Genomic DNA, 13,940 nt, shown 5'->3' with positions numbered 1-13,940 from the left:
CCATTTTGGGAACCTTTTTCAATTGGGAATATAAGTTAATTATCGAACGTGGATTTGAGGTACGGGTTGAATCGTTTGGGGTGCGGCTTGGCCACTTTGGGGTGCGGGTTAATCCATCTGAGATGCGGTTAGAACGATTTGAGGTGCGGGTAGCTCATAATCAACTTAAATTAAAGAAATATTTTCCAATATTTATTTCTAAGTTGCGCGTTTTCAACATTTAGTTGCGGTAGGAATCACTTTAGTTGCGGTTAGATCCAAATTAGTTGCGGTTGCCCCAATCCCCAAAGAAAAAGCACCGCCAAAAAGCGGTGCCTCTCCAAAAAATCAGATATTCTTCTCTTTATATTGCAGCGTTTCGACAATTTCTTTGCCGTCCTTGCTCCATTTCAGCAGACGGTAATATGCGTCGTGATAGAAAGAGAAATAATACTCGTTCTCCAAAGCCTCTTTCATCAAACGTTCTTTTGCATAGATCGAATCCATCGGATAATCGTCATAAGCCAATACCCAAAGCGGATTCTGGTGGGCATGAGTCGGCATGATATCGCCCATGTGAAGGATCGTTTCCCCGCCGCTTTCCAGCTTGATGACAGCGTGTCCATCTGAATGGCCGCCTGTGTGGATCATCGTGATGGCGCCGAACAGCGTCAACTCATCTTCAAAAGTTTCAACCTGATCTTGAATCGGCTCCCAATTTTCTTTCCAGTACGTGTTGCGTGAGCGGATATTCGGATTCTTCATTTCATTCCATTCGACTGCTGAAACATAAATTTTCGCATTCGGGAATGCGGAAACGTATTCCTCTCCCTGCATTTCAGTCAAGCCGGCCGCATGGTCCCCGTGCAGATGCGTCATCAGCACCGTGTCGATATCAGCGGCAGACAAACCGAGTTCCTCCAAATTCTTATTCAATGAAGACTCAGAAGACACCCCAAGATTCCGCTTCTGGCGATCAGTCAATTTCCCGTCGCCAAGGCCGCTGTCAATCAAAATATTATGACCGTCATATTGAACCAGGATCGGATGTGTCGGCAGCTCGATATTATTCTTTTCATCGACCGGATACCGTTTTGACCACACCACTTTCGGCACTACGCCGAACATGGTGCCGCCATCGAGATTCGTTGTGCCCCCATCGAGCCAAGTCAACTTCATATCGTGAAAATCAAATTTATCCATCATCCCATCCCCTTCAGTTTACGAATTATATTGTGCTTCCATCCGGTAAATCGGCTGGCCTTTTTTCATGAACTTTTCTTCGTATTCTGTCATGATGTTCCATTCAGGTTCATTTGCATGCAGGTCCAGCGAAACATCCTTCAGCAGCATGCCGTATTCCGAGATGCTTGTCAGCGAATATTCGAAAAGTCCACGGTTGTCCGTCTTGAAATGGATTTCCCCATTCTTCGGCAGCACCGTTTCATATAATTTCAAGAATGATTCATGTGTCAGGCGACGTTTAGCGTGGCGCGTTTTTGGCCATGGATCGGAGAAATTCAAATACAGGCGGTCCACTTCATTCTTTTCAAAAAAGCTTTCCATTTCCTGCGCGTTTACACGCAATAGACGTAAATTCGGAATGCCATTTTCCTGCTCCAGCGTTGTTTGAAGCGCCGTAACGATCACGCTGTCGAACAATTCGATGCCGATGTAATTGATATCGGGATTCGCCATAGCCATTCCTGTGATAAAACGGCCTTTGCCGCTTCCGGCTTCAATGTGCAATGGATTCGAATTGCCGAACTCCTCTTTCCATTTGCCTTTCAATTTTGCTGGTTCCGGAATTACGATTTCCGGATGGGCTTCGATCAATTCCGCTGCCCATGGTTTATATCTTGCTCTCATTTTTTCTTCCTCTTTCTATCATTTATTTACAGAATGCCAGTCACTCGCACTGACCGAATAGCTGATGCTGCGATCTTCAGGTGTACGGCCGGCACTGTCGCCGTCAACATGGCGATAAACCGGCTGGTCGGCTGACAATGAAAAACGGATGCCCTTCAATTGATGAACTTCTTTAAATCGCAGATGCTTCCCGCTGAATACCGTACCAAAAACGAGCAGCAGTTTCAATCGGGAAAGGCGGTTGACAACGGTCAGCTCCAAAACGCCATCGTCCGGCACAGAATGTGGCGAAATTTTCATGCCGCCGCCAAAATAGGGCTGGTTACTGACTGTCGCAAACCAGACTTTATCAAAATGGAGCATTTCACCCTCCTGTTCCACAGTAAGCCGGAAAAGTCGAAATCTCAGCAGTGTAATAATGACATACACCAAATAAACCAGTTTGCCCATCCCGATTTTATTGAGCCAATGTTTGATCCTTGATCGATTGACCTTCACTGAAATTTCCGCGTCAAAGCCGATGCCTGTGCTGCTGACAAACTGATAGGTCCTGCCGTCAAAGAATTCTCCAAGATCTTTCCTGCTGGCAGCAGGATTCTTCACAAAATCAGCAATTTCCACGGCATCTTTAAAAGAATGAAAACCGCGGCCAAAATCATTGCCGGATCCGGCTGCGATGGAGCCTACAAGTACTTGTTGTGAACCTGCCGCCCCGGCAATCACTTCCCGTAAAGTGCCGTCTCCCCCGAAACCGATCACCAGAACCGGTTCCGGTGAATGTTGCAACTCCCGCACGAGCTCAGTGGCATGCCCGCTGTATTGGCTGACGGCCAATTCAAATGGAAATTCGATGGTTTCTTTGATTTTCATCCATTTCTTCATAGCCTTTCCATTGCCGGCAACCGGATTTATTATGAATATCGTCCTCATAAGACCTCGCCCACTGGCGCAATCATACGCCATCCTTCAATTTATAATTTTGTACAGCAATATAGCGTGGTGTTTGGGTCGGTTCAATCCGGAACAAGCTGAACTCCCCGACTTCGAAGCGGCCGGTCTTAAGCTCGGGAATCCCTTCCCACAGCTCTTGGCCCATCCATTTGTTCGCGAGTGTGATATGCGGAACATACGGTTTATTGTCCGGGTTCAATTGAAAATTTTTTAGGATATCTTTAATCTTCTGCTGCAAACCATTCAACGATTCATTTTCTTCAGTGGCTGCATAAACCACCCGTGGGCGGTCCTTTTTACCGAAATATCCTGTACCTGTAATTTCCACAGTAAAAGGGCTATGTGCCACTTTCTCCAATGCTTCCGCCACTTCCTGGATTTCACCATGCGGGTCACCGCCCAGAAACAGCAAAGTAATGTGAAGAACTTCTGCCACAGGCAATCGTTTGTGGCTGGACAAGTCCCAGGAATCTCGCTGTTCCGCGAGACTTTGCGCTACAGGAAACGGTATTTTAATTCCAATAAAATAATGTTGTTCCATTTGCATCACCTTTTATCAGTTTACCATTTCTCCGGTGTTAACGGTCAGCTTGATTTTATCGGGATGATCAAAAAATCGATTCAAATCAAAAACAGCAGCCTGTAATTTCGGCTGCTGTTTCGGATAGGAGTTTATTGCACTTCAACACCCAGGTTTAATTTCGCTTCAAACGCCTGCTGCAATTTCTCAGTCAACGGGCCCCGTTCCCCATTCCCGATTTTGAAGCCATCGAGTTCTGTAAGTGGAATGATTTCAGCTGTCGTGGAGGACATGAAGAACTCATCCATTTTAAGCGCCTGCACTTTTGTCATCGGCGTTTCCTGTATCGTAATTCCAACCTCTTCGCAAAGACCGAGAATTGTTCTTCTCGTAATGCCGTCCAATATCAGGTTTGTAGCAGGATGGGTATACAACACGCCGTCTTTTATGCCGTACATATTGGATGACGAGCCTTCCGTGATGATTTCACCACGGTGCAGAACTGCTTCATAGCAACCGTCCTCATACGCTTCCTGTTTCGCGAGCACATTCCCAAGCAGATTCAGGCTCTTAATATCGCATCTGAGCCAGCGCATATCTTCGATGAATTTCGCACGAGCACCGTTTCTCATCAACTCCACGGGACGTTCAACAGTCTTCGTATAGCCGACCACAACCGGCGAGCTATCTGCAGGAAACTGGTGCTGGCGTATATATGATCCTCGTGTGATCTGAACATAGACCTGCCCATTATTGATTTCATTTTTCTCGACAAGATCGTACATCAATTTGTGGAAAACGTCCTTCGTGTAAGGCACGACAATCTTCACTTTTTCAGCACTCGCGTAAAAGCGGTCGATATGTTCTTTTGCCGTATAGAGATTTCCATTATATACACGGATCACCTCGTAGATCCCATCGCCGAATTGATACCCGCGGTCCTCTTTTGATATCTTCAGCTCATCTTCCTGAATAAACTCATCGTTGTGTAAGATCCATTCCATATCCATTCCCTCTTTCGCTTCTGATAGTGTTTTTCCATGATGAATCAATTAATGTTGTATGATTATGACATTTTCACTCTTTTTTATTGCATGCCAGCTGATAAATCGCCTCCGCATAAATCGCCACCGCTTTTGTCAGGTTGTTGATATCCACGAATTCATCCAGCTGGTGGGCTACATCTTTCTCGCCCGGGAACAGCATACCGAATGCGACGCCTTTATCCATCACTCTTGCATACGTGCCGCCTCCAATAGCCAGCAGCTCCGCCTTGTCGCCGGTCTGCTTTTCATAGGCAGACTGGAGTGTCTTGATAAACGGATCATTTTCATCGACATGATGAGGTTGTGAATTGGAATGGATGTTCATCGAAAAACCTTCCACCTGAAAATCAGCCATTTTTTCATCAAACGGGTAGGAAATCGAATAGCGCATGCTTACTTCAACTTTTCCCCCTTTGGCTTTTTCAAAACGCATAATCCCTGCATTAAATGTCGTATCTCCTGATGCTTCATCCGTAAAAGCAAGTCCGAAAGCCTTGCCGCGTGTATCGCCATAAAACTTATCAGCAATAAATTCAGTAAACACCTGACCGTCGCCCGTTAGATGATCTTTCAGGAATAAGGCGAGCATCACGCCGGCATTGAGGCCATCGTCCGGCTCCATTGCATGCGCCGCTTTGCCGTGAACGGTCAAGATTACTTTGCCATTTTCTTCAACTGCTGAAGAAACAAGATCATGTTCAGCCGTAAACTTTTCAAATTCAGTTCGCCAATCAGAAAGACTCCCTTCAACTTCCGCTTTCGCGAGATCCGGTACCATATTCGTCCGCTCACCGGATTTAAATGATATCAATTGGTCTTCCTTACCGGAATAAACTTGAGAGAAAATTAAAGCCGCTATCCCTTTTTCAGCGTTGATGATCGGAAAATCCGCATCAGGCGCAAATGCCATAGTGGGCATTTCCTCTTTTTGAAAATAATTTTCCACACAGCGGAATCCGCTTTCTTCATCTGTACCGATAATAAGGCGCACGCGCTTATTGAATTCACAGCCTGCATCTTTCACCAAATTCAGCGCTGTCCAGGCAGCTATCGTCGGACCTTTATCATCGATTGCGCCTCGGCCGAATAATTTGCCATTTTCAATCACACCACCGAAAGGATCTTTCGTCCACCCTTCTCCTGTGGGGACCACATCGACGTGTCCGAGGATTCCGAGCAATTCCTTACCTGATCCGATTTCCAGGTGACCAGCGATATTGTCGACATTCTTAACTTCATATCCCTTTTCACGGCCTTTATCCAGGAACCAGTCCAATGCCCTTTTCACTTCTTTGCCAAAAGGCGCATCCTCAGTTACGTCATCACTTAAAATACTTGGAATTGCAATCAGTTCCTGCAATTCCCTCAGCATGCTTTCCTGTCTTTTCTCTGCTTCCAACTGCCAATCCATCTCAACACCCCGCTTTTATTACAACCATTGTACACCTTTTAAAATTTTTTAAAAGAAATTCCGGTTAAATATTTTTCAGATTTAGTACATAAACTTTTTGTAAATGATTTGTTAATTTAAGTAAATTAAAATAAAAACATGGATATTAAAACACTTTTTCGATATAATCAAATTGTCAGATAAATTAGACTGGCAGATAATTTTTAGGAGGATGTCTCAAACACTTGCCCTAAACCAGCCGGGTATACCCCGGCAACTCGTCCGCTAGTCTTTGCCAACGGGAAAAAAGATGAAGGAGTGGTTCTCTTTTATGAAACCTACTACGGATCGCATGCTAATTCGAATTAAAGATATGTATAAGTACATCCTCGAAAATGGGACTGTAACTACGCAAGATTTAGTCGATGAATTCGGCATCACTCCTCGCACCATTCAAAGGGATTTGAATGTGTTAGCCTTTAACGATTTGGTGACAAGTCCAAGTCGGGGCAAATGGACAACGACGCAAAAAAAAGTGAAGATGACATCTTAGAAAAGAAAAGCGACGGTGCCCGTTAAGCTCTGAAAGGCATAAGACGATTTGGCGAAGCGGCGTTTCTTCAGCCGCACAGCCAAAGTGGCTTATGACCCGAAGAGCTGGGCCACCGGAGTCTAGACAAAGAAAAGCGAAAGCGCCCATTAAATAAGGGTGCTTTCGACTGTCCAATATTTAAAATAAGATTTCAATCAAAAAATGACCGCCAACTTTGGCGGTCATTTTTTCTCTTTCAATCCAATCAGCTCTTCTTCCGTCAAATAGCGGTATTCGCCGAGTTCGAGATCCGGATCCAATTCCAGCGAGCCCATCGAAAGGCGTTTCAGGTAAACCACCGTTTTGCCGACACTTTCAAACATCCGCTTCACCTGATGGAACTTCCCTTCCGTAATCGTCAGTTCGATCTCCGACTCCTCGCCGCTCTCCAGGATTTTCAGGAACGCCTCTTTTGTCTGATAGCCATCATCCAAAATCACGCCACTCCGGAAAGCCTCTCCGTCTTCTTCCGTAACGACGCCATCAATCCGCGCATAATACGTCTTCGCCACATGCTTTTTCGGCGACAGCAATTCATGCGCCAATTTACCGTCATTCGTTATCAGCAGCAGCCCTTCTGTGTCCTTATCGAGTCGACCGACCGGAAACGGTTCGAAATGGCGTTCCCCTTCACCGAGCAGATCGATGACAGTTTCGTCGTATTTATCTTCTGTAGCCGATATGACACCAGGAGGTTTATTCATCATCAGGTAGATGAATTCCACATATTCCACCTGTTCCCCAGCAACCGTTATGTTATCCGCTGTTTCATCGACATGCTGTTTCGCATCCCGCACGACTTCACCGTTCACTTCCACCGCTTTCGATTTCAAAAGAACCTTAACATCTTTCCGGGAACCAAAGCCCATATTCGATAAAAATTTATCTATTCGCATTGGTGCCTCCTATAAACCGAATTTACGTGTGTACTTCGTCAGCCGTTCGCCGAAAATTTTCTGCGCAATGCCCGTGCGCAACGAGATGAAGCCGTAAACCGCTCCGCCTATCCCACCGACAATCAGGATCCGGATAATCGACTGAATTTTCGTATCCATATCGATGAAGAGATCGAGTCCCGCCAATGTCAATAAAACAACAGCTGCCATCACAGCATTGATCAACAGGATCAGCATGATCCGGCGCACAACCATGGAAGACCGGTAATTCATCGTCACCATGATGACGCCAATATTCATGGCGATGGCTACTGAGTAACCAATGATTGTGGCCGCAATTGCACCGTCCGTTTCAAATAGTTTTATCAGCGGTATATTCAAGGACAATTTAAGCAACAAACCTATCATTAGATTCAACACAATCCATTTCTGCTGATTGATCCCTTGCAGTATTGATGCGGTTACCGGGAATAAAGCAAACAGAATCGCTGCCGGCAAATAATGCGAAAGAATTTCCGACCCGATTTTACTTTGTTCGTAAAAGATATGATAAAGCTCATCTGACAATAACGTCATACCGACAACTGCCGGCAACGTCAGAAAGATGATCATCTGGAATGATTGATCCAGTGTTCTTGTTAACGATTTATGTTCGTTCAACGTAAAGTATTTGGTGATCAACGGTATCAGAGCCATTGAAAATCCGGTAGCCAGCATTACCGGAATCAGAACCAGTTTATGCGCTGTCAGGTTTAGAATTCCCAACAAGTCTGTTTCCGGTATATTGCCCGCTGCATCCATTGCACGGTTAAAGGTCAAAAGGTCGACGAACTGGAATAACGGATTCGCCACTCCTAAAAACACGATTGGCAGGGCATATGAAAGAATTTCCCGGTACATATCCCGCAGCCCTACGTCATATGATTGAATAGAGTTCTGGCGCAGCTCATTATATTCAGGCTTTTTCTTTTTCCAATAATAGAACAAAACCAACACTCCGCCAACCGCTCCGACTGCCGCTGATAACACGGCGAACTGGATGGCTGTTTTCGGTGATCCGCCAATTACTTCGATAATAATATAAGCACTACCGAGCAGGAAAATGATGCGTACAAGCTGTTCAATCAATTGTGAAACTGCGGTAGGCATCATATAATTATAGCCCTGGAAAAAACCTCTCCATAAACTCATGAACGGTACGACAATCAAGGCGAAACTGACCCATTTGATGGCAGATGCCACATCTTCCAGAGAATAGATTTCCTCTTTTTCTGAAATTGTCATCCGGGCAAGCGGTTCCGCCAGAGCATACATTAACAGGAATCCAAGAAAACCAGTGACCATCATTGTTAAAATACCCGAACGCAGCAATCTTCTGCCGGTCTCATAATCACCAAGACTGTTGTATTTCGCTACAAACTTCGAGAAAGCGAGCGGCGCTCCCGATATGGCAACCGCCAGCATCAAATTATAGGGTATATAGGCGTATTGGTAGAGTCCGATATTATCTTCCCCGACCAAGCCATAAAATGGAATGATATAGATGACGCCAAGCACTTTGGATAAAAATAAACCCACAGTCAAAATAGCGGTTCCTTTGATTAAAGTTGACATTTTGCACATCCTGACTAATTCTTGATAAAAAAACAATCTACACGATAGTTTACACTTATAAATGGAAATACTCAACGGATTTTGAAGCATGTTATAATAAAGAAAAACAGATGCACCTGTTCAACTTTGTAAGACCCAGGCTAGGCGCAAATATCTGTACACTAAAAACGAAAGCGAGTTCTTCTTATATGTATGACGTTATAATCATCGGCGGGGGTCCCTCAGGTTTGATGGCTTCCATCGCCGCGGCTTCACGAAACCAAAAAGTCCTATTGATAGAAAAAGGAAAAAAGCTTGGGAAAAAGCTGATCATATCAGGGGGTGGCCGCTGCAATGTCACCAACCGGCTGCCTCTTGACGAAATTGTAAAAAATATTCCCGGGAACGGAAGATTTCTCCACAGTCCGTTTTCCGTGTTCAATAATGAAGACATCATCTCCTTTTTTGAAGGGCTCGGCGTGGCATTGAAAGAAGAAGATCACGGCCGCATGTTCCCTGTCTCGAACCGGGCGCAGGATGTCGCCGATGCCATGTTCCGTGAAATGGACCGCCTCGGCGTTACAGTGCTGCTGGATTCCCCAGTCAAGAAATTATTGATGGACCATGATAAAGTGACGGGCGTCCGGCTGCATTCGGGCGACGAATATACGGCCAAAGCCATAGTCGTCGCTGTAGGCGGCAAGGCTGTTCCCCAAACCGGTTCGACAGGTGACGGCTATCCGTGGGCTGAAAAAGCGGGCCACACTGTCACCGACCTCTATCCGACTGAAGTGCCGCTGCTGTCTAAGGAACCTTTTATCGTGGGTCGTGATTTGCAGGGTCTAGCCCTTCGGGACGTCGCTGTTTCTGTGCTGAATAAAAAAGGGAAAGTCCTGGTGACTCACCAGATGGACATGCTGTTCACCCATTTCGGTTTAAGCGGCCCTGCTGTTCTCAGATGCAGCCAGTATGTCGTCAAGGAAATGAAGAAAACCGGCGGCGCTCCGGTTGAAATGCGCATTAACTCCATGCCGGACGAAAATGCGGAATCTGCATTTCAGCTGCTGTTCAAAATGATGAAGGATGAACCGAAGAAATCCGTGAAAAATGTGTGGAAAAGCTTGGCGCAAGAACGCTGGCTCCTTTTCCTCCTGCAACGGGCGGGAATCGATCCGGGTCTTACCGGTGCAGAACTTGCCAGCGACAAAGTACGGGCGCTTGCAGTCCAGCTCACCGCATTCACGATGGAAGTCAACGGCACACAGCCAATCGAAAAAGCATTCGTGACTGGCGGCGGCGTTTCCATCAAGGAAATCGAACCGAAAACGATGGCTTCACGCAAAAAGCCCGGCCTTTATTTCTGCGGAGAGATTCTCGACATCCACGGCTATACCGGCGGCTATAACATCACATCCGCGCTGGTGACCGGAAATGTGGCAGGACGAAGCGCAGCAGAATTCGCAAAACAGATATAAATTAGAAAACCCTTCGCAAGCTCATGCGAAGGGTTTTTTTATGGCTGATTTGACGGCGAATCAAAGCTTTTATTTCCAAATTAAGGATTTACTGTCCGCAGAATTAAAATACTGTCCGGAACGGATCAAATACTGTCTGCATATAAAAAATACTGTCCGGAAGCGACACATTACTGTCCGGTAACAATCCAGCTCCTAATCTTCCAAATTCACCCAATAAAAAACCAGAGTTTCAGCCCTCAAGCTGAAACTCCGGTCCAAAGATTTACGCGATAACCACATTCACCAATTTCCCTGGAATCGCGATCACTTTACGGATCTGTTTGCCTTCAGCCGCTTTTTGGATACTTTCATCCGCAAGCGCTGCTGCTTCCAATTCCTCTTTCGTGCTGTCTTTCGCCACCACAATTTTCGTTCTCACTTTGCCGTTCACCTGGACAACGACTTCAACTTCATCATCGACCATTTTCGACTCATCGAAAGTCGGCCAATGTGCGTACGTGACAGTTTCTGTGTTGCCCAATTTTTCCCACAGCTCTTCCGCTACGTGTGGCGCTATCGGAGACAGCATCTTCACAAATCCTTCGACATATTCCTTCGGAATCGCATCCGCTTTATAGCCTTCATTGATGAAGACCATCATTTGCGAAATGGCTGTATTGAAACGAAGCCCTTCGAAATCCTCCGTCACCTTTTTGACTGTCTGGTGATAAACTTTTTCCAATTTGCCGTCGTTCGCATCAACAATTTTCGCGCTCAATCCATCCTCTTCGATGAATAAGCGCCATACACGGTCAAGGAAGCGGCGTGCCCCTTCAAGTCCGTTGGTCGACCAGGCGATCGATGCGTCAAGCGGCCCCATGAACATTTCGTAAAGGCGCAGCGTATCCGCTCCGTGGCTTTCGATAATCTGGTCCGGATTGACGACATTGCCTTTGGATTTCGACATTTTTTCATTGCCTTCACCTAAAATCATACCCTGGTTATACAGTTTCTGGAATGGCTCTTTCGTCGGCACAACTCCGATATCATACAAAACTTTATGCCAGAAGCGCGCATACAATAAATGAAGTACCGCGTGCTCGGCACCGCCGATGTAAACGTCAACCGGCAGCCAGTGTTTCAATAATTCCGGATCAGCAATCGCTTCAGCATTGTCCGGATCGATATAACGCAGGTAATACCAGCAGCTGCCTGCCCATTGCGGCATTGTATTTGTTTCGCGGCGGCCTTTCATTCCGGTTTCTGGATGCACTACGTTGACCCATTCCTCGATATTGGCAAGAGGTGACTCTCCTGTGCCGCTCGGTTTGATGTCTGTCGTCACCGGCAGCATCAATGGAAGATCTTTTTCATCAACCGGTGTCATCGTGCCGTCTTCCCAGTGGATAATCGGAATCGGCTCTCCCCAATAACGCTGGCGGCTGAACAGCCAGTCGCGAAGACGGTAAGTGATTTTCTTCTCGCCCACACCTTTTTCAACCAGCCAGTCGATCGCTTTCGCAATCGCTTCGGTTTTATTCAATCCGTTAAGAAAATCAGAGTTGATCAATTCACCGTCGCCGGCATAAGCTTCTTCTTCGATGTTTCCGCCTGACACGACTTCCACTATCGGCAGATCAAACTGTTTGGCAAATTCGTAATCGCGTTCGTCGTGGGCCGGAACCGCCATGATTGCGCCTGTTCCGTAAGTTGCCAATACGTAATCCGCAATCCAGATCGGCATCTTGTCGCCGCTTGCAGGATTGATGGCATAAGCCCCTGTAAACACACCTGTTTTGGATTTCGCCAAATCAGTTCGCTCAAGATCGCTCTTCGTCTTCACGTCATCAATATATTTTTCAACTGCTTCTTTCTGTTCCGGCGTTGTAATTGACGCCACCAATTTATGTTCCGGCGCCAATACGGCATAAGTCGCGCCGAAAATAGTATCCGGTCGAGTCGTAAATGCGCGGAAAGAATGGCCATTGCCATCGATTTGGAATTCCAATTCAGCGCCTTCAGATTTACCGATCCAATTACGCTGCATATCTTTCAGGCTTTCCGGCCAATCAAGCTCATCCAAATCTTCAAGTAAACGGTCTGCGTATTCTGTGATGCGCAGCACCCACTGGCGCATCGGACGGCGCTCTACCGGATGGCCTCCGCGTTCGGATACTCCATCAACCACTTCTTCGTTGGCAAGAACCGTCCCAAGTGCCGGACACCAGTTAACAGCCACTTCGTCGACATAGGCTAAGCCTTTATTGTACAGCTGGATGAAAATCCACTGCGTCCATTTATAGTATTTCGGATCCGTTGTATTGACTTCACGGTCCCAGTCATATGAAAAACCAAGTTCCTGAATTTGGCGTTTGAATGTCGCGATGTTTTTCGCCGTAAATTCAGCCGGATCGTTGCCTGTATCAAGAGCATACTGTTCAGCAGGAAGCCCGAATGCGTCCCAGCCCATCGGATGCAAAACATTATAGCCCTGCATGCGTTTCATACGGCTCAAAATGTCTGTTGCCGTGTAGCCTTCCGGGTGACCAACATGCAGACCGGCACCTGATGGATATGGGAACATATCAAGCGCGTAGAATTTCGGCTTGTCAAAATCCGTCTCCAATTTAAATGTCTTGTTCTGATCCCAATGTTTCTGCCATTTCTTTTCGATAACTTTGTGCTTGAATGTCATTGTCTTTTCCTCCTCAAAATAAAAAATTCCCGCCCCTTATAAAAATAAGGGACGGGAATCACCCGCGGTACCACCCAAATTAGCGATTGCTCGCCCAACTTGATTCCTTATCGCGGAGAACGGTGCATACTACTGATTTCACATACACTGACTCAAAGGCGAGTTCAACCGCTTTATCCACCGGCTTGCACCAAACGCCGGCTCTCTGGGGAATAAACACGATCTACTGATCCTCATCAAAGTCTTTTGCTATTACATCCTATTCTAGCTGAGCCGCCGATTTTTGGCAATAGCTCAGGATACTTTGACGTTTTCCGTGTTCAACGGCGCGTCTGTGGAGTCCACGATATCCTGCACGCTGAAGCCTTCAAATACTTCTGACAGCACAAGGCCCTTTTCAGTCACTTCGATGACTGCACGCTCTGTGATGATTTTATTGACGACGCCTTTGCCTGTCAACGGAAGGTCGCATTGCTTTTTGATTTTCGCGGAGCCGTCTTTCGATACGTGGTCCATGATGACTATGACTTTCTTGGCACCGTGGACCAGATCCATCGCGCCGCCCATGCCTTTGATCATCTTGCCTGGAATCATCCAGTTGGCAAGGTCGCCGTTCTCTGCAACTTCCATACCGCCCAGGATGGCCACGTCGATATGTCCGCCGCGGATCATGGCAAACGATTCAGCGCTTGTGAAGAAAGCGGACCCTGGAATGGTCGTCACCGTTTCTTTGCCGGCATTGATCAGGTCGGGGTCGACTTGGTCTTCCGTCGGATATGGCCCGATTCCCAGAAGGCCGTTTTCAGATTGAAGCACAACTTGCTTATTGTCTGAAATGAAGTTCGCCACCAAGGTCGGCATGCCGATGCCCAAATTGACGTAGTCGCCGTCTTTGATTTCTTTTTCTGCGCGCTTTGCTATGCGTTCTCTCACTAATTGCTTGTCCATATGA

At 46.5% G+C, this 13,940-nt stretch carries 13 protein-coding genes and 1 other annotated feature; of the genes, 3 read left to right on the top strand and 10 right to left on the bottom strand.

Annotated features, from left to right (window positions below):
• Window positions 1-224 (top strand): hypothetical protein (locus CXF70_RS18490; RefSeq protein WP_233208665.1); only part of this gene is annotated, 224 nt, incomplete at its 5' end.
• A gap of 103 nt (window positions 225-327) precedes the next feature.
• On the opposite strand, the gene CXF70_RS16010 is transcribed toward CXF70_RS18490, so the two are convergent.
• The 6 genes from CXF70_RS16010 to pepV all read right to left on the bottom strand — a co-directional run bounded on the left by CXF70_RS16010 (window position 328) and on the right by pepV (window position 5,776).
• The gene (locus tag CXF70_RS16010; protein ID WP_101803485.1) at window positions 328-1,182 is read right to left on the bottom strand and encodes a YtnP family quorum-quenching lactonase; all 855 of its coding nucleotides are present in this window, start codon (window positions 1,180-1,182) and stop codon (window positions 328-330) included.
• Window positions 1,183-1,200: 18 nt separating this feature from the next.
• Window positions 1,201-1,848 (bottom strand): tRNA (guanosine(46)-N7)-methyltransferase TrmB, encoded by a 648-nt coding sequence (gene trmB / locus CXF70_RS16005; RefSeq protein WP_101803484.1) that lies wholly within the window; start codon window positions 1,846-1,848, stop codon window positions 1,201-1,203.
• Between the two features lie 18 nt (window positions 1,849-1,866).
• A complete protein-coding gene (locus CXF70_RS16000; RefSeq protein WP_101803483.1) occupies window positions 1,867-2,778 on the bottom strand; it encodes a diacylglycerol/lipid kinase family protein in 912 nt (303 codons plus the stop codon).
• Between the two features lie 22 nt (window positions 2,779-2,800).
• Complete coding sequence (gene thpR, locus CXF70_RS15995; protein ID WP_158241208.1) at window positions 2,801-3,340, bottom strand: RNA 2',3'-cyclic phosphodiesterase; 540 nt, start codon at window positions 3,338-3,340, stop codon at window positions 2,801-2,803.
• Between the two features lie 131 nt (window positions 3,341-3,471).
• A complete protein-coding gene (gene dat, locus CXF70_RS15990; protein WP_101803481.1) occupies window positions 3,472-4,323 on the bottom strand; it encodes a D-amino-acid transaminase in 852 nt (283 codons plus the stop codon).
• A gap of 73 nt (window positions 4,324-4,396) precedes the next feature.
• Window positions 4,397-5,776 carry a dipeptidase PepV gene (pepV, locus tag CXF70_RS15985; RefSeq protein WP_101803480.1) on the bottom strand — a complete coding sequence of 460 codons (1,380 nt, stop codon included), beginning with the start codon at window positions 5,774-5,776 and terminating at the stop codon, window positions 4,397-4,399.
• 310 nt (window positions 5,777-6,086) lie between these two features.
• On the opposite strand from pepV, the gene CXF70_RS15980 reads away from it, so the two are divergent.
• Window positions 6,087-6,308 (top strand): DeoR family transcriptional regulator, encoded by a 222-nt coding sequence (locus CXF70_RS15980; RefSeq protein WP_084246586.1) that lies wholly within the window; start codon window positions 6,087-6,089, stop codon window positions 6,306-6,308.
• Window positions 6,309-6,529: 221 nt separating this feature from the next.
• On the opposite strand, the gene CXF70_RS15975 is transcribed toward CXF70_RS15980, so the two are convergent.
• Both CXF70_RS15975 and CXF70_RS15970 read right to left on the bottom strand, forming a co-directional pair.
• On the bottom strand, window positions 6,530-7,243 hold the full coding sequence (locus CXF70_RS15975) for a pseudouridine synthase (RefSeq protein ID WP_101803479.1): 714 nt from the start codon (window positions 7,241-7,243) through the stop codon (window positions 6,530-6,532).
• A gap of 9 nt (window positions 7,244-7,252) precedes the next feature.
• Window positions 7,253-8,857: a putative polysaccharide biosynthesis protein gene (locus CXF70_RS15970; RefSeq protein ID WP_101803478.1), complete on the bottom strand. Its 1,605-nt coding sequence runs from the start codon at window positions 8,855-8,857 to the stop codon at window positions 7,253-7,255.
• A gap of 188 nt (window positions 8,858-9,045) precedes the next feature.
• Here CXF70_RS15970 and CXF70_RS15965 point away from each other — a divergent pair, with 188 nt between their 5' ends.
• Window positions 9,046-10,311, top strand: coding sequence for a BaiN/RdsA family NAD(P)/FAD-dependent oxidoreductase (locus tag CXF70_RS15965; protein ID WP_101803477.1), 1,266 nt, complete (start codon window positions 9,046-9,048; stop codon window positions 10,309-10,311).
• Between the two features lie 265 nt (window positions 10,312-10,576).
• Here CXF70_RS15965 and leuS read toward each other — a convergent pair whose 3' ends face one another.
• Window positions 10,577-12,988 carry a leucine--tRNA ligase gene (gene leuS, locus CXF70_RS15960; protein ID WP_101803476.1) on the bottom strand — a complete coding sequence of 804 codons (2,412 nt, stop codon included), beginning with the start codon at window positions 12,986-12,988 and terminating at the stop codon, window positions 10,577-10,579.
• 44 nt (window positions 12,989-13,032) lie between these two features.
• Window positions 13,033-13,237: a binding site (T-box leader), on the bottom strand.
• Window positions 13,238-13,282: 45 nt separating this feature from the next.
• On the bottom strand, window positions 13,283-13,936 hold the full coding sequence (locus CXF70_RS15955) for a 3-oxoacid CoA-transferase subunit B (protein WP_101803475.1): 654 nt from the start codon (window positions 13,934-13,936) through the stop codon (window positions 13,283-13,285).
• Window positions 13,937-13,940 lie beyond the last annotated feature (4 nt).

Origin of the sequence: Planomicrobium sp. MB-3u-38 (assembly GCF_002836425.1) — a bacterium.
Classification (GTDB): Bacteria; Bacillota; Bacilli; order Bacillales_A; family Planococcaceae; genus Planococcus; species Planococcus okeanokoites.
This window is presented reverse-complemented; position numbering and strand designations above follow the sequence as displayed.

What these genes read in the sequence shown, in the direction of transcription:
- CXF70_RS16000 (WP_101803483.1), bottom strand. Translation starts at nt 2,778, where the DNA reads ATGAGGACGATATTCATAATAAATCCGGTTGCCGGCAATGGAAAGGCT.
- dat (WP_101803481.1), bottom strand. Translation starts at nt 4,323, where the DNA reads ATGGAATGGATCTTACACAACGATGAGTTTATTCAGGAAGATGAGCTG.
- trmB (WP_101803484.1), bottom strand. Translation starts at nt 1,848, where the DNA reads ATGAGAGCAAGATATAAACCATGGGCAGCGGAATTGATCGAAGCCCAT.
- leuS (WP_101803476.1), bottom strand. Translation starts at nt 12,988, where the DNA reads ATGACATTCAAGCACAAAGTTATCGAAAAGAAATGGCAGAAACATTGG.
- CXF70_RS15980 (WP_084246586.1), top strand. Translation starts at nt 6,087, where the DNA reads ATGAAACCTACTACGGATCGCATGCTAATTCGAATTAAAGATATGTAT.
- CXF70_RS15970 (WP_101803478.1), bottom strand. Translation starts at nt 8,857, where the DNA reads ATGTCAACTTTAATCAAAGGAACCGCTATTTTGACTGTGGGTTTATTT.
- CXF70_RS15965 (WP_101803477.1), top strand. Translation starts at nt 9,046, where the DNA reads ATGTATGACGTTATAATCATCGGCGGGGGTCCCTCAGGTTTGATGGCT.
- pepV (WP_101803480.1), bottom strand. Translation starts at nt 5,776, where the DNA reads ATGGATTGGCAGTTGGAAGCAGAGAAAAGACAGGAAAGCATGCTGAGG.
- CXF70_RS16010 (WP_101803485.1), bottom strand. Translation starts at nt 1,182, where the DNA reads ATGGATAAATTTGATTTTCACGATATGAAGTTGACTTGGCTCGATGGG.
- CXF70_RS15955 (WP_101803475.1), bottom strand. Translation starts at nt 13,936, where the DNA reads ATGGACAAGCAATTAGTGAGAGAACGCATAGCAAAGCGCGCAGAAAAA.
- thpR (WP_158241208.1), bottom strand. Translation starts at nt 3,340, where the DNA reads ATGGAACAACATTATTTTATTGGAATTAAAATACCGTTTCCTGTAGCG.
- CXF70_RS15975 (WP_101803479.1), bottom strand. Translation starts at nt 7,243, where the DNA reads ATGCGAATAGATAAATTTTTATCGAATATGGGCTTTGGTTCCCGGAAA.